13 protein-coding genes are annotated in these 15,140 nt (G+C 44.9%); 3 read left to right on the top strand and 10 right to left on the bottom strand.

What is annotated here, in order from left to right; all coding sequences use genetic code 11:
• Window positions 1-176: 176 nt before the first annotated feature.
• The 3 genes from QUA99_RS19690 to QUA99_RS19680 all read right to left on the bottom strand — a co-directional run bounded on the left by QUA99_RS19690 (window position 177) and on the right by QUA99_RS19680 (window position 2,623).
• Window positions 177-923 (bottom strand): hypothetical protein, encoded by a 747-nt coding sequence (locus QUA99_RS19690; protein WP_333239932.1) that lies wholly within the window; start codon window positions 921-923, stop codon window positions 177-179.
• Window positions 924-1,460: 537 nt separating this feature from the next.
• Window positions 1,461-2,396, bottom strand: a complete 936-nt coding sequence (locus QUA99_RS19685) for an isoaspartyl peptidase/L-asparaginase (protein WP_333239934.1) — start codon at window positions 2,394-2,396, stop codon at window positions 1,461-1,463.
• A gap of 71 nt (window positions 2,397-2,467) precedes the next feature.
• On the bottom strand, window positions 2,468-2,623 hold the full coding sequence (locus tag QUA99_RS19680) for a DUF2256 domain-containing protein (RefSeq protein ID WP_333239936.1): 156 nt from the start codon (window positions 2,621-2,623) through the stop codon (window positions 2,468-2,470).
• A gap of 159 nt (window positions 2,624-2,782) precedes the next feature.
• Here QUA99_RS19680 and QUA99_RS19675 point away from each other — a divergent pair, with 159 nt between their 5' ends.
• The 3 genes from QUA99_RS19675 to QUA99_RS19665 all read left to right on the top strand — a co-directional run bounded on the left by QUA99_RS19675 (window position 2,783) and on the right by QUA99_RS19665 (window position 6,092).
• Window positions 2,783-3,571: an RNA methyltransferase gene (locus tag QUA99_RS19675; RefSeq protein ID WP_333239937.1), complete on the top strand. Its 789-nt coding sequence runs from the start codon at window positions 2,783-2,785 to the stop codon at window positions 3,569-3,571.
• 260 nt (window positions 3,572-3,831) lie between these two features.
• Window positions 3,832-5,454 carry a serine hydrolase gene (locus QUA99_RS19670; protein WP_333460397.1) on the top strand — a complete coding sequence of 541 codons (1,623 nt, stop codon included), beginning with the start codon at window positions 3,832-3,834 and terminating at the stop codon, window positions 5,452-5,454.
• Window positions 5,455-5,690: 236 nt separating this feature from the next.
• Window positions 5,691-6,092, top strand: coding sequence for a hypothetical protein (locus tag QUA99_RS19665; protein ID WP_333239941.1), 402 nt, complete (start codon window positions 5,691-5,693; stop codon window positions 6,090-6,092).
• A gap of 455 nt (window positions 6,093-6,547) precedes the next feature.
• Here QUA99_RS19665 and QUA99_RS19660 read toward each other — a convergent pair whose 3' ends face one another.
• The 7 genes from QUA99_RS19660 to QUA99_RS19630 form a co-directional block, all read right to left on the bottom strand.
• A complete protein-coding gene (locus tag QUA99_RS19660; protein WP_333239943.1) occupies window positions 6,548-6,775 on the bottom strand; it encodes a hypothetical protein in 228 nt (75 codons plus the stop codon).
• A gap of 52 nt (window positions 6,776-6,827) precedes the next feature.
• The gene (locus QUA99_RS19655; RefSeq protein ID WP_333239945.1) at window positions 6,828-8,354 is read right to left on the bottom strand and encodes a phosphomannomutase/phosphoglucomutase; all 1,527 of its coding nucleotides are present in this window, start codon (window positions 8,352-8,354) and stop codon (window positions 6,828-6,830) included.
• Window positions 8,355-8,576: 222 nt separating this feature from the next.
• On the bottom strand, window positions 8,577-9,482 hold the full coding sequence (locus QUA99_RS19650) for a D-hexose-6-phosphate mutarotase (protein WP_333239946.1): 906 nt from the start codon (window positions 9,480-9,482) through the stop codon (window positions 8,577-8,579).
• A gap of 121 nt (window positions 9,483-9,603) precedes the next feature.
• The gene (locus tag QUA99_RS19645) at window positions 9,604-10,182 is read right to left on the bottom strand and encodes a hypothetical protein (RefSeq protein ID WP_333239948.1); all 579 of its coding nucleotides are present in this window, start codon (window positions 10,180-10,182) and stop codon (window positions 9,604-9,606) included.
• 56 nt (window positions 10,183-10,238) lie between these two features.
• The gene (locus QUA99_RS19640) at window positions 10,239-11,399 is read right to left on the bottom strand and encodes an L-histidine N(alpha)-methyltransferase (protein WP_333239949.1); all 1,161 of its coding nucleotides are present in this window, start codon (window positions 11,397-11,399) and stop codon (window positions 10,239-10,241) included.
• 956 nt (window positions 11,400-12,355) lie between these two features.
• On the bottom strand, window positions 12,356-13,396 hold the full coding sequence (obgE, locus tag QUA99_RS19635; RefSeq protein ID WP_333239951.1) for a GTPase ObgE: 1,041 nt from the start codon (window positions 13,394-13,396) through the stop codon (window positions 12,356-12,358).
• Window positions 13,397-14,079: 683 nt separating this feature from the next.
• On the bottom strand, window positions 14,080-14,811 hold the full coding sequence (locus QUA99_RS19630) for a Mo-dependent nitrogenase C-terminal domain-containing protein (RefSeq protein WP_333239997.1): 732 nt from the start codon (window positions 14,809-14,811) through the stop codon (window positions 14,080-14,082).
• Window positions 14,812-15,140: the final 329 nt, after the last annotated feature.

Below are 15,140 nucleotides of genomic sequence, written 5' to 3'. Positions count from 1 at the left end.
AATTGTTGTTTGCTTGAGGATAATTTTTATGCGTTTATTCTTTGAATTTTACCAACAATCTACGTATTAGTATACACCGCGGTCGCGCTTACAGCAAATCTATTATTTCAGTGCGAGCGCCCGTTTAGATAGCTGCGAATCTTCCGGGCGATCGCTTCTTTAGAAACTATCTTTTTTCAGGTCGATCGCCCGTTCAGATAGTTGTTAATCGCTTTGGCAATTTTTTCTTGCTGGTAGAGGTTCATAGTGTTGGGCAGGGATATGCGAGATCCTCCACAAACTAACAGTCTTACTTGGTACCAAGTGTCATTTTGCCGATCTTGTGTTCGATCGACTTCCACGCCATAAATCTCGCACAGAGAGTGTGTAATGACTTTACGCCCTAACAAACCCCGCTGTTTCACAGTCAAGGTGTTTAAAGTTCCATCGAAGCTGTAGATTTCATTATTTTTCAAGACGATCGCTCCGACTGCTGCGAGCAAAAATATGCCTCCTATCCATCCCAACCAGCGATCGTCTTGGCTTAAGCGCAGCAATCGATTTTTTGCATTTTTAACAAAAAAATTGATGTCATAAGCAACAGCGTCTTTGTTCCCCCAGGTAGTCGAGTGAGCAGTAAAAGGAACATCGCCAACAGAAGTCAAAAGTACAACTCTGCTTTTATAGCCAGATTTTTCAACTTTAGCTCCCCGCAATGAAGCAAGCTGAATTTCTTGGATGTTCGACCCCAGTAAATTCGATTGCACCAACTGGCAATTTCCTTGTTTTGCCTGCAATCGCTGGCAGCTCAGGGTTGTTTTATGATAATCAAAAGTCAGCCAGAACAGTCCAAATGCCATTAATAAACAACTAGGGAGCCAAAAATCAAATATGCTTTGAGTCTGAATTATTAATTCAGTTGCTGTTTCCTTGATTATTTTCATTGAGTTCCTCCTTTGATTCCAAAAATGAGGCTACAGATCGACTTATTGACCCCGATCTGCCGAATTGTTAACTTATAATATATTATTTGAAGTCGTCCTATGCCATGACCCTTGTTATTTGGCGAATAGCTTAGCACTAAAATGTCTGGCGACCAACCAATGTCGCGAGTTTAGCTGCGGCTAGGTTTAAGATAGCTTTTTATGATTTAAAGTAGATGAATCTTAAAAATATATTAATTATTTATTGCTAGTTAAACGTTAGTTTTCGCGCTCCGAAGCAAAGTAATCGTAAAGGCAAGTGCAGGTTCACATTTTGTTACATTGTCAGGTTTATTTGCGCCTACCTAATTATCTGCCAATAATTGACGACAATCTCAAAAACCCGCCCGGCCGGGATATTACGGTCAATCGATCGGACTAGATACAATATCAATTCTGATGCCACCGGATTTGATATAAAACTAACGCGGTTCAGAGCCCCGACTTGTTCAAAAAGTCGGGGTTCTGAACCGCAGACTGACTATTTCAAGATCCCTTTTAAGCTATAAAAATCAGCGTTCCCTTGCCCATTTCCAATGAATCGCCCATTTGGATACCGTTGTGAAAAGCACCCAAAATCACCTCGCTAGTTTTGCCGAAAGCGATCGCGCCGCTAGCATCAATTCCAATTGCGCCAAAATCCCGTTGGCGATCGTCAGCTTCAGCAAAAGAACGCTCAAAAGCAGCTTTCAAACTCAAACCATCTGTCACCCGAATCACAATTCGCGCCGCCAAACACTCGTCCATAATGTGCTCGCCAATCCCCGTACAGCTTACCGCCGCACTTTGGGCCGCGTAATTTCCCGCCGGCATCGCCGAGTCGCTAACCCGCCCGATGCGCTCAAAACCCTTGCCGCCAGTCGAAGTCCCAGCAGCCAAACGTCCCTGGACATCCAAAGCTACGACTCCGATCGTACCCATACCCGCCGGTTCCGCCACCACGTCAGCCATTGCTTTGCTAAAATTGCCCTGGCGTTCCTGCATCCACTCGTGCAAGCGCAAATCCGTCATCGGATCGTAAATCGGCAATTGAAGTTCTCGCAGCAATTCCGCCGAACCAAAATCAGAAAGTACCCGATCGTCCGAATTCTGCAAAAATTTAGCAAGTTCGATCGGGTTTTGAACGCGAGAAACATTAATCGCCCCGCTGAAACGCTGCATCAAACCGTCCATCAGCGAAGCACTCATCCGAATTTGACCGTCCGACTGCACCACAGAACCGGTACCGGCATTGAATCGCGGGTCATCTTCCAGCAATTGGCAGCCCCTCACCACTGCATCTACGGCACTTGCACCGTTTTCCAGCAGCGGATAAACTTCCTCCAAAACATCGTAAAGCGATTTCCGCACCGCCTCAATTCCGCCTTTACTGTGTAGAGAACTGCCAGCACCGCCGTGAATAACTAGCTTTGGTTTTATTTGTTGCGATGCCATAATTTATAACCTAATAACCTAAAATTTTTCCTTTGCAATCTTACCTCGATCGAGCAACTTGCTCTAAATTCTTAATCTCGATCGCCCGAACGGCGGCGGCGACAGCGTTCGGAGCAGTATTTAACCTCATCCCAGCAGTCCGCCCATTTTTTGCGCCAAGTAAAAGGTCGATCGCACACCGGGCACATTTTTGTCGGTAAATCGGATTTCGAGCGCTGCTTTGCCATGCTAATTTTGACAGTAGATTAACTAATTCACATCTTGTACCATTTTTATCAACAGGCAAGATGCCTGTTCCACAACAAAATTCAATTCTTGTGGAACAGGCATCTTGCCTGTTGCTGAAGAAACAACCCAATTTCTGCTAAAAATCTCCCCAATTAAAAATGCTCGAAACTGCCGGCGCCAACATCCGAATAGTCTTAGTCGAACCCGCAGGCCCATTGAATGTCGGTTCTGTTGCCCGCGTCATGAAAAATATGGGTTTGCACCAATTAATTTTGGTAAATCCCCAGTGCGATTATTTAGGGGAAGAGGCCCGACTGATGGCTGTTCGCGCCGCCGACATACTGGAAACTGCGAAAGTAGTCGAGAGTTTGCCGACTGCTTTGGTTGGGTGTGTCAGATCGATCGCGACTACAGGGGATGATTGTCGATCGTTGCCCGCACAACTAGAAGAACCCGCAAACGCCTTGCCTTGGCTCCTAGAAGCCCCCAGCGCTCTTATTTTCGGCCGAGAAGACTGCGGCTTGACCAATTCCGAATTAAACCGCGCTCAGCGCCTGATCCGCATTCCCTCCAGCGATGCCTACACTTCCCTAAATCTCGCCCAAGCAGTCGCTATCTGCTGTTACGAACTATACAAGTCAGTTGTCAGTTGTCAGTTGTCAGTTGTCAGCAGCCAAGAGGAATCGGCTCCCTTGGAAAATTTAGAGGGATATTACCAGCAATTAGAAACGCTGCTACTGAAAATTGGATATTTGCAGCAGCACACAGCAGCAAGTCGGATGGAAAAATTTCGGCGTTTGTACAACAGGGCATATCCGACAGTTGATGAAGTCGCTATGCTTCGGGGGGTGTTGCGCCAAACAGAATGGGCAATAAAAAGTTACCCGCGAGAGACAGTTTCTGATACTCTAGATGGGGCGTTGCCAGAAAATCCAACGAATAGCTAGGGGAAATGCCGATAATTTGCGATTTGAGATTGAGGATTTTTGGCGATCGAACTTGACTTACCCACTTGTCACCTTCATAATCGGGTTTCTTGACTAAAAACCTAAGCTTTCGGGTAATTTCCCGGCAAGAAAGCGGGTTTCTGATACCGTGCAGCGTCTGGGGTAAATCTAGAATCTAGAATCTAAAATCTAAAATTGATTGGCTGGCAAGCTGAAAAATCTTAAACTTGAACTTTACAGTAGTGATGAAGGAGTAAGACGTGGCAGAGCGGTTTCCCAAAGGATCGATACTATCGGTGATATCCTCAATATCCTCTCCCAACTCCGGCTCAAAGCAGCCTAAGTCCGGCAAAGCAAGTCAGTCTGGCAACTCCGGCCGCCGCCGCCCTCCCCAACCGCAAAACGGCAACCCGGAAATTCGATCGCCAGAACCTGCGACTTTGCCACCGCAACCAAGCCGCGGCAGCACAATTAGACCCAATTCTCCCTCACCTTCGGAAGAATTTACTGCACAAGACTTTTTATCCGATCCCAGATCGGCAATTAATCCCAGAAAACCCAGAACCACCAGCAAAACTCCGCAGTCGAAGAGTCGCCAACCGCGCAAAAAGGGTCTGGCTGCTGTGGATATGTTCGAGTTTCCGGACCCGAATCTGGAACGGGAAAATGTGAGTTCGATCGCCAGCAATCCCAACACCGAGATCCGAACTGCCACTCCCTCTCCCACCCGTGGAAGTCGCCCCATTTCGCCCCCAGCGCGCATTCCCGACACGGAAATGCCCCAAAATGCCAAAAAAAGCCCCGTGCCTAAACCGCGCCCGCAAGCGAGCCAGAGACCGGGCAAACGACCAGCATCTGCGAACGTGCCGCCGTTGGTTTACGCTACTCGCTTGCTGATTTTGGGAGTTGGGATAGCGGTGATTTGCGGTACCCTGCTGTCGGTGGTAAATGCCGTGAGTCGATCGACTGTAGCGGCAGAAGAACAAACTACCCCAGGGCAGCCAAACCCAGCCGATAGCGCATCTGCAGCACCTGCAGCCCCAGAAGCGCTGCAACTGAATCAAGAATTAGGAGCTTTGAAAGCGCAAGTTCAGGTTTTAGCCACAGAAAATCCTACTTTGACGGCCGGAATATTTCTAGTTGATTTAGATACAGGAAGCTACCTAAATTTTAACGGCGATGCTGCTTTTGCTTCAGCTAGCACGATTAAACTACCAATTTTAGTAGCTTTTTTCCAAGCAGTAGATGAAGGCAAAGTACAGTTAGATCAGATGCTGACGCTGCGGCCCGAACACATTGTGGGCGGTTCTGGGGAGATGCAAGACGACGCGCCCGGTAAGAAGTATTCGGCTTTGGAAGTTGCGAAAAAGATGATTGTTGTCAGCGACAATACGGCGACCAATATGATGATTGAGTTGTTGGGAGGTGCTGAGGTTTTGAATCAGCATTTTGCAACCTGGGGTTTGAGTACCACTGTTCTGCGCAATAATTTGCCGGATTTGGAGGGAACTAATACTACCAGTCCGAAGGATTTGATTAATATCATAGCCCAGGTCGATCGCGGAAATTTGGTTTCGGTCAAGTCGCGCGATCGTATTTTGCAAATCATGCGCCAAACTCAAAACGATTCTTTGCTGCCGAAAGGTTTGGGCGAAGGTTCAGTTATTGCTCACAAAACTGGCAATATTAATACAATGCTAGCGGATGCGGGGATGGTAGATTTGCCGAACGGCAAGCGTTATTTGGTGGCGGTGATGGTGAAGCATCCGCCGGAAACCGAGAAGCCGGCTCAAACATTGATTCGCGATATTTCTCGGATCAGCTACCGCTATTTGAACGACGGGGAAACGCCAGCCGATTCAAACGTGAAAATTAAAAAATAAATCGATGATTGATTTCAGGTTCGATGGATTGGTTATTATATATTCCAGACGGCTTGGCGGCGGGTAAGACTTGAAATAGTCCAATCCGGCAACAATTTAAGTAAAAAACCCGCCGCAATGAGGCGACAGAATTTGAGTGGGGTCAACAATTCGAGGCCGCTCAAACAATTTTTGGCTGTTCCGGGTCTTTTAGCGCATCTCCTGTAGAGTTTACAAACTATAAATCAGCTTGTATTATGAAACTAAACATCCGACTTGCTTGTTTGCTAGCGCTCTCAACTTTAGCTGTTGGAATCTTCCCCGCGTTGAGCAATCCCGTTGGTTCTCCTCAAACTCAACTCAACGAAATTACTGTTATTTCCAACAATATCGAACTCAATCGGGCGAAAAACTTAGCCCGTCAAGCAGCAGAAATTGCTAATGGAGGTTTGGGGCAATATCGAGCAGAAGCTGCGATGCACGGTACTTCGGCCCAATCGCCTTTTGTAGACAATGGCGATGGTACTTGGACATTTACTTTTAAAGGTTACAAACCCGGTTCGTCTGTCTATACGGTAGAGACGGTTGTTACTGTTTCCCAAGAGGGGAGGGTAACAGTCGATTACAACGGGCCAATTCGCAACTCAAACCCACTTTAACAACACTTTGGACAGTTTCGATCGCCAATCGTATGATTTTAGGCGATCGTCTCGTGCAAGCTGCTAATATCGTTTCCGGTAGCATCGGAATGATACTGAGGACACGGCAATGCCGTGTCCCTACCCCGATTAATTGTAGGGACACGGCACTGCCGTGTCCTGACTCTGGGTAATATTAATTCCGATGCTACCGGAGTTGATATAACAGGCTATCGAACTGTCAGCGAAGTATCAAGAGTTTTAGCCTACGCTATACCAACTGTTCCGACTATTGTTACCAGCAAAAAATCCCTGTAACAAACAAGCTGTTCTGCATTGAGATTTAATAGCAGTTTCCCAAATTCATAAAAGTGGATCAAATCTCCCCACTATTACCTCACGATTAATTCCTAATTCTTCACTCTCAAAGGCTAGGAAATACAGCTTGAGAATTGCTAGAGTCTTGTGACCTCTATTTACAGTGATTCAAAAGTGGCGGTGAAACCATCTAAGGTCAAGCACTCTTCCATAAACTCTTCTACATCATTGACGTTTTCCAGTTGATATTCCATGATGCGTTGACCATCGCCTTTCATCTTTTTGGAAGCAAGAGGAGTAGCCGGATACTTGGCAGCAATCGCTTTGAAAGCTTTGGAATGGATATCCCAGCTTGCAGCAGAACATTTAATGATTAAAAGCCACACGCTCAAATTCCTCCTAAGGTTTGGTTTACTAACTAACAGTCTAGAGTGAAGCTTACCTCGACAGTGCCGATAAATCAAGGTATTCTGTTGTTTGGAAAAAAGCTAAAAGCCGCGCCACTATGCGAGCGACACCACCTTTAACATTAGACTCAACATTCAAAGGCATCACCGGATCGTGTAGTGATAAGCGTAACAGAAACCAGCCGGATTCGCTAGCTGACGTGCAGGAAATTCGCAGACCTTCATAGTTATTCGGAACGATTTTCCAGTCTGCTTGCATTGACACAAATTCTTGCAGTTGCTCGATAACCCGATCGCCCTGCGCTTTGAAATCATCCACACCAATTTTAATCCGAAATTCTGCACTTTCTTCGGGTTCTTTTAAATTCGCAATTAAATCCGGCAAAGATTGATTTGCCAGCTTTGATTTAGCTAACTCAATCAATAATTTACTGACCAAATAAGCGCCATCATCTAGAAAGTAATTTTCTTTTAAAGCTCCATGTCCAGAGGTTTCAATGGCTAGCCAGGATTCCTGTCCGGCTTCATTGAGGCGAATCGACTCGTCAATCACATTTTTGTAGCCGCGTTTAAAGCGATGGTGAATCCCTTTTAAATCCTGTTCGATGAATTGTGTTAAGCCATCGGAGGTGATAGAATCGGTGACAATGGTAGAGCCTGGATGCTCTTGCAATACGATCGCAGAAATTAAGGCAATTAAGCGATTGCGATTAAGTTCATTGCCAACTCCATCGACGGCCGCACTGCGATCGACATCGGTATCAAAAATAATCCCAAAATCAGCTTGATGTTCAATTACCGCTTGACAAATTGACTGCATTGCCTGTTTATCTTCGGGATTGGGCACATGATTGGGGAAAGTGCCATCGGGTTCTAAAAACTGACTCCCTGTGGTGTCTGCACCTAAAGGTTTTAAAACGCGATCGACATAAAATCCGCCAGCACCATTCCCCGCATCCACAACAATTTTTAACCCTGTCAGCGGCTGCTCAAAGTTATCGGGATGATTGACTGCTTCCCGAATTTTTGTGACAAATTGGTGAGCGTAAACTGAGATAAAATCACTTTTGATAATTTTACCGGGCGCTGCGGCTGACTGAAATTCATTAGTGGCAGCTAGTGTTAATATCTCGGTAATATCTTGTTTTTGTAAGCCACCTTTGGCGGTGAAAAACTTTAAGCCGTTGCGATTGAATGGCAAATGGCTAGCAGTGAGCATAATCGCGCCGTCGCAATCAAAACCAGGGGTTATGGTACTCATAAACATGGCGGGGGTTGAAGCCATTTCAAAATCGTACACTGTTGAACCAACTGAGGCGATCCCGTCCATGACTGATTGCATTAAGGTTGGCCCAGATAGGCGACTGTCACGCCCGATCGCGATCGTTAATTCTGCCGCAGGTTTGTTGACTTTTTGCACCAGCCAACTGACAAAGGATTGACCTAAGATTGCGGAAATTTCCGGCGTTAGGTTGACTTTTTCACCGGGAACGCCTTCGAGGGCGATACCGCGAATGTCTGAGCCATTTTGAAGTTTTGTCCAGTTGAAGTTTTGCATAAGAAGTGATAGTAATTAGAAGGTAGAAAGTAAAAAGTCGTCGGCGGTTGAAACCGATACAAACAACGTTCGCCTAAGCTTACAGCCGGCTTCGCCCACGCGGACTAAGAAATAAAGAGGGTAGAAATCTCGGATTCGCTATGATGCGTTACGGTGATAGAGTTTTTGAATCCAATTATCACAATTTTTGCTCCATCACCGCTGAGATTAAGCTCTCATTCCTCAGTCGCGTTCAACGCTGTAAATTGCCTGCAATCGGAACTCACCGTGAGCGGGAACTTCCACAATATCTGTAGCCGCATTGGTAGTTTCTACGCACAGCAAGCGCTGATAATCTGCATCATCAAGGTCGGCCATGTTTGCAGAAATTGTCACCCAGGGATTCCACACTACGGTGGATTTGCTACCAGAGGATTTAATGCGAATCCGACGATTGAGGGCGCTATCGTCAATGACTAATTCATTGGTGACATCGAGATAAATGCGATCGACTTCACCTGTTACTACCACTGCACCTCCTTGAGTTTTTTCTACACCACCATCAACTTTATCAAGATACTGGCTATTTTCTAAACCCAAAACCTGGACGCGGTTGATATCACCGACTTGGAAATAGGTGTGCAAAGCTTGGGTGAGGGGAAAGGCTTTGTCACCGAGATTGCGGGTGATTAATTCTACAGTGAGGCTGGTACCGATCGTAATTGCGATCGCCAGTTCAAAGGTTTGGGGCCAAATTGCTCTTGTTTCATCGGTATCTTTGAGTCCTAGAATGACTTTGGTTGCGCCGTCTGGGGTTGTGGCGGTGTTGACGACATTCCAGAGGCGATTCCGCACAAACCCGTGACTGGGACGCCCCAAGGCTTCGGGATCTGGGCCAAACCAGGGCCAACAGATGGGTATACCGCCTTTGATGGCTTTACCTTCGGCGTAGTAGGCTTTTTCGCTGACGAACATCAAGTCTGCAGTTTGGGTGGCTGGTTGGAAGGAGAGCACTTGGCCGGCATACACAGAAATTAAGGCTTTGGCTTGGCCGTTGTCGATGTGAATCATCGGGAAACCACCGTTTCCGGTGGCGAAGGTGAGGTGGCCGGCAATGCCGTAGTCTGTGTTTAATTGGTCAATACTCATGCTGTTTGCCTGGTTAATTGCTTCACAATTATCCGATATTATGGTGGCTAGATTTTTTTGTATAGTTGAGTTTGACCTGGGAGGGTGCGATGGATCTGCTGAAAGGTTGACGTTATTATCTTTACACTACACCTTTGAGGTACTTTGATTTCAAGTCATTTGCAATACAGTTATTTAAAGTAATCGCCTCAGCAATTTTTCCTGAATTTACTAATCCTCTATAGAATGAACGAATCTCCAGTAAAGAAGGGTTGGTAAATGTTCGTAGCTCTGTAATATCTAACCTACGGTTAAAGGTATTCACAGTATCCCGCCATTGATTTAACAACGAAAAAAGATATCTGTATTTTTGCTCTTGAAAGATACCAGATGCAATTGCTGTTTCAGTAACCGAAATTATCAGTCGTGGAAAAACTATAGGCCTCTCCAAGTTCTCTGGATCTAAATTAAATTGTGAATTTTTTAATATTTCTTCATTTTTCACAAATTCCCAATATAGTGCGAGTGACAATTCTCTCTTTCTCTCATATTCTGACGCTTGTCGTTCCGCAAAAATTCCTGTTAAGGTTCCGAATAATCCGAGGACTGTAAGTGCTGGTTCAAATCTTGAGTCTTCTTTACTTACTAGAAACCAACTGAATGCTACAATTAGCCCAAGAAGTAAAGCAGAAAAAGTCAAAATACGTGTAAGGTTTCTCATGTAATTATCTACTATGCCTGACTAAGATTTTTTATTCAAAATTACTATGCTTTTAACTAAGACCAAACAGCATCTGGTAAATTCACGTCATTACTTTGTCCAGCTTGGTTGCGAGGAGAAGGATGCTTCAGTAATAGTAAATCCATGCCAAATTTGGTTGTAGCACCATTTTCAAAACTGGTAGTTTTCCTGTCAATGATTGCCAAACCGCTTTCAGAAATCATTTGTTTAATGCCTTCTTGAGTGTATTTGCGAGTGAGAAACAAACGAATTGTGTCGTTGCTCACAAAGTCAGTGTACGACCAATCTGGCAACATAACTCGAAGCGTTTTTTGACTAGAATTGCGATAGATAACCTTAATTAAGATTGCCTTGTTTTCTTCGACACTAGGCTGGAATATCAAATTACCTAAGTCAATATGTAAATCGGTATTTTGAAGCAAAGCACTTGTAACAAACTTCTTAAAAGAGTCGATTCTTGCATATTCTTCTGCTGCCGCCTGTATCGTCTTATTGTCTAGGTCTTTGGTTGCTGCTACTTCTATAAGCAGCAAGTCCTTGTCGCGCATCAATCTAGAAATAATTTTTAACAGCCCTAGATCGTCATGAAAATTAGCTAGTGTATTACCGAGAAAGGAAAATAAAACAGGCTGATTAGGAACAATTTGATCGATTAGCTTTCGTAAATTGTCAACTTTATTGTGTTCACAAAAATCAATTTGAATTGGCAAGATATGTCTGCGGATTAATTTGTCTATTCCCGTTACTTCCTGAATAGCCATTCTCAACATTGCCGCACTCATATCGACTGGAAAGTAAAACAAATTAGGTTGTTTATCGAGTAAGGAAGTTAAAATATGCCCATCTTTCTTACCATTACCCACACCTAAACTAACATAGTAAAAATCTTGCTCCTCTATCTTGTTAAAAATTTGCCGCCATCGGGATTTGAATGATTGTATACTATCTTTCATGACTGGGTAGAATGGGTCAGCACAAGTTTTATCCCATGCGATGGTTGGTCCTATTCCCCAGTAAGAGAACCCGGATAAAATCTGCTTCCCATCACCTGTTTGGGAAAAATCACCTTTTAAATGTTGTACCAGTTCTGCCAGCTTTGTTTGTTGGCTGTCCCCGATAAAACAAAGTGTCCATCCTAAATCTGATTCATCTGTGGGGTCTTCTAGGAGTTTTCCAAAATCCGGATATTGCGACATAGTGGTTAGTTTCAGTGAATAAATTTAAGCTAATTGTAAAATTTTTCCAAAAGCATTAAAATATTGATCTCACGCACAAATGAAGCGGTATCATGTTCCCAATCACCCGCCACATATAACCTCAAATTTCCAACGGATAACCGAATGGCAGTCGGGTGCATTTGGGTTGTTAGGCGATGATTATTTTTAGGTAGCCTAACTTCAATCTGTGATAGAATTCGTTAAAAGCAGATATTTCCGTAATGGCGGCTACAATAACTGCATAAGTTTGACAGATTATCTCTTACCTAAATACTAACTTTGTGTATCTATAGATTAAGTAGTCGCATCCTGGCGAATGGCTAATAAAAATACTTGCAATTCGCAATCGCAATTGCCTTCTAACGAGATATTAAACCGCACTCTACGCTTTAGTACGCCTATACAGTTTTGTACTCGAAAAGTAAAGCTTAATTATGCACCTATTTAAAATTATAGTGCACTTTTTTAGGTTGTAAACAAGTAGAGCTTGAATTTTTATATAAGCGCTGGATATCATTATAATCTGGTAACAGTTGTCTTTTCAGACATGAACTGTTCGCAGGTTGGCTGAGAAAGGTTATAGAAACTACTAATCCGGAATCTTACAGATTTCACTTCCCAAAGGGTTGCCCCCACCACTGCCAGCACTCCTTATTGAAGGGCAATCGCCACTTGTAAATCAAATCTGATTCCAACTTGAGGCGCTGTTTCCGGTTCGCGGGCGCTCCAAACCAGAAAGCAATCCCCACTCTTACGTCCAAAGCATAGCTGCGGTGCAGTTCGATGTATCGATTAATATAGGTTTCGCAATCATGATTCACCCACCACTGATGAAGCCGATCGCCCTTTCCGCACCTAGACGGGAATCGTTTTTTTCGGCTGAGTACCTCAAACCCCTGCTGTGCCAGCAATACAGCAGAAAAATCAGAACTGGGCTACAAAACTCCCACTGCTGAGGGCGCCTCCGCTTCAACCTCATTCATCTCATCGAGTTTCAGCCAAACTTGCTGCATCAACTCATCCAACCCAACTCGACTCACAGCCGAAATCATCAACACGGGAGCACCGCTGATTTCCTTCAATCGCGCGATCGCATTTCCAATTTCCTCATCCTCAAGATCGATCGCATCTACCTTATTAAAAGCCAAAATCTGCGGTTTATCGGCTAAACCACGCCTGTAAGCCTTTAATTCTTCCTGAATTGTGACATAATTGGCGATCGGATCTTCATCCGTAATATCGATCAAATGCAGCAGCAACCGAGTTCGTTCGATGTGCCGCAAAAACTCGTAACCCAAACCCGCGCCCTCGTGAGCTCCTTCAATCAATCCCGGAATGTCGGCAAACACCGTACCGTCGCCGGTGGGTTTTCTGACTACACCCAAATTCGGGACTAAAGTTGTAAACGGATAATCTGCTATTTTGGGACGAGCCGCAGACAAAGCTGAAATTAAGGTGGATTTGCCAGCATTCGGCATCCCCAGAATTCCTACTTCAGCTAATAGCTTCAATTCCAGCCGCAAAAATTTGTGTTCTCCTTCTTTTCCCGGCATCGCATAATCTGGAGCGCGGTTAGAATTTGTCAGAAAACACTTGTTTCCCAAACCGCCTTTGCCGCCTTTGGCAACGCAAAAAGTCTGTCCGGGCGTTACTAAATCTGCTAAGATTGCCTGAGTTTCCGCGTCGTAAACAACTGTACCGCAGGGAACTTCGATCGTGCGATCGTCCCCAGAAGCCCCGGTCATATTCTTCGGCGCGCCGCGTTTCCCGTCTTCGGCTTTAAAAATGCGGTTGTACTGAAAATCTAGCAGCGTTTGCAGGCTTTCCACCGCCACCATAAACACAGAACCGCCCCGCCCGCCGGTACCGCCGCTCGGCCCGCCCGCCGGTACGTACTTTTCTCTGCGAAAAGCTACCATACCGTCGCCGCCTTTGCCGGCTGCGACTTGAATATCTGCGCGATCGATAAATTGCATAATTTAGTCAGTAGTCAATAGTCAGTAGTCAGCAGTCATCAGTCATTAGCTATGATACCAGATCCAAGTACAATATTCCTCTTTTCCTTGAGTGTGCAGAGGCGGACTCCAAGCAAGTGCAGTCGCGACTTATACTCGCCGGAAAAATATAGTTATACAATTCTAAAAAGTAGTGCATACCGAGAGATTTTACCCCAGCATCTGTAGGGAAACGGCACTGCCGTGTCCGGCTTTTGGCTCTGCGATTTTTAATAATTTGTATAAGATTGAGGATTGTAGCAAAACTTTTTTTGACTTGGTATTATCAAAGAGGATTTAATATTAGCAGGACTTACCAATAAAAACTGAATAGGGAGCATCCCATTTTTGCTTTCAGATCGTGGACTGTTGCATCAGAATAATATATTTGGATCGTATTCAGTGCGAGCGTCTCGCTCGCGGTAGGGAGTGCGAGCGTCTCGCTCGCACTCCTAAAAAACGCTTTTTACCAAATTGGGATGCTCCCAACGGAATAAACCTGGTTTTTCTACTGGGGATCGCTGTAACGATGTTTTTTTGTAGAAAAACCAGGTTTTTGCGTCTTGGACTAATTAGTAGTCATTGGTTAATAGTTACAGTCATTAATCCAAGATTTCACAAGAATGGCTAATGACTAATGACTAATGACTAATGACTAATGACTACTAACAATATATCGATACATCTTCCTTACATTCATCTGCCAAATAGCAGAGAGCTCGAAAGCGCATCCCCACCAACTGTTCGTAAAGCGGGTTAATCTTGCACATCGCCGGAATGTGCACGATTTTGCGTCCGAATAACACGACATCTCGCTCAAACGGACACTGCGGCGGAATCATTTTGCAGACAAAGTGTGCCACTCTCGGGTCGTGAACTTCCCAGGCGTCAAGCCAGTCTTTGACTGGTTGCAGGACATTTTTGTGGTGAGGTTGAGGCAGTCGAGATGAAAGCGGTGTGCCGATGGGGGTGGCATTCGCATCAAAGACTATTTGGCTGCTGGGCCCCTGGGCATCGCACTTGCTGTCTTCGATGGTGTGTCGCAAAGCTTCTATCGCCTCAACCTTGTGACCCAAAGCTGTGCAAAACTTGTAGATTACCTCGTCTTCCGACAGCGAGTAGGTACCGTCTGCCAAGGCTACCATTACTGCTGTTCTCAAAAAATTCTCGCCGTTGGCCGTGCTTTTCCCTAAAACAGCAGCTAGTTCCTCTGGGGCAATCGGTTCAAAATTTCCCTCATAAGATACAGAATTTAGTTCATCGTGAGTTAGAGTCGCAATCATTTTTTGCTCGTCTTCGTCAAAGTTGCCGTCTGCCCAAGCAATTGTCAGCAATCCGCGCAGCCAAGCGGTAATCTCTTCATTGGTGCAGGAAGATTTCGCGTTACTCATGAGCATTTCCAGTTGGATATACCAGTCAATTTGTTCGTTTACAGCGGGATAAATATTCCCCTCCCAATAATTTTTACTGCTTTTGTGTTCGCTCAATCTATTTGTTGAAGGTTGGTGCCTGAAGATTGCTCCAAACGCTTGTAGTGGACGTGTTAAAAGCATATTTTTGTCTCAGGAGCATCGCTAACTAGCGAGCTAATCTATTAGCTAGTCCTTTTCCTCTAAAATGTCATCTATCTGGAGGAATAGGTTTGTTTGATTCATCTTAACTCTAGGTGCACCGATAGAGAGAGCGATCGAATTTTATTCCAGCCCGATTGCCCTGACCGGCCCAA

The organism is Microcoleus sp. F10-B2, from assembly GCF_036704965.1.
Classification (GTDB): domain Bacteria; phylum Cyanobacteriota; class Cyanobacteriia; order Cyanobacteriales; family Microcoleaceae; genus Microcoleus.
The sequence above is the reverse complement of the archived record's forward strand: the minus strand, read 5'-3'. Positions and strand labels throughout refer to the sequence as shown.

Coding starts and splice junctions, on each gene's coding strand:
- QUA99_RS19650 (WP_333239946.1), bottom strand. CDS start 9,482: ATGAGTATTGACCAATTAAACACAGACTACGGCATTGCCGGCCACCTC.
- QUA99_RS19675 (WP_333239937.1), top strand. CDS start 2,783: ATGCTCGAAACTGCCGGCGCCAACATCCGAATAGTCTTAGTCGAACCC.
- QUA99_RS19655 (WP_333239945.1), bottom strand. CDS start 8,354: ATGCAAAACTTCAACTGGACAAAACTTCAAAATGGCTCAGACATTCGC.
- QUA99_RS19685 (WP_333239934.1), bottom strand. CDS start 2,396: ATGGCATCGCAACAAATAAAACCAAAGCTAGTTATTCACGGCGGTGCT.
- QUA99_RS19665 (WP_333239941.1), top strand. CDS start 5,691: ATGAAACTAAACATCCGACTTGCTTGTTTGCTAGCGCTCTCAACTTTA.
- obgE (WP_333239951.1), bottom strand. CDS start 13,396: ATGCAATTTATCGATCGCGCAGATATTCAAGTCGCAGCCGGCAAAGGC.
- QUA99_RS19645 (WP_333239948.1), bottom strand. CDS start 10,182: ATGAGAAACCTTACACGTATTTTGACTTTTTCTGCTTTACTTCTTGGG.
- QUA99_RS19630 (WP_333239997.1), bottom strand. CDS start 14,811: ATGCTCATGAGTAACGCGAAATCTTCCTGCACCAATGAAGAGATTACC.
- QUA99_RS19680 (WP_333239936.1), bottom strand. CDS start 2,623: ATGGCAAAGCAGCGCTCGAAATCCGATTTACCGACAAAAATGTGCCCG.
- QUA99_RS19640 (WP_333239949.1), bottom strand. CDS start 11,399: ATGTCGCAATATCCGGATTTTGGAAAACTCCTAGAAGACCCCACAGAT.
- QUA99_RS19690 (WP_333239932.1), bottom strand. CDS start 923: ATGAAAATAATCAAGGAAACAGCAACTGAATTAATAATTCAGACTCAA.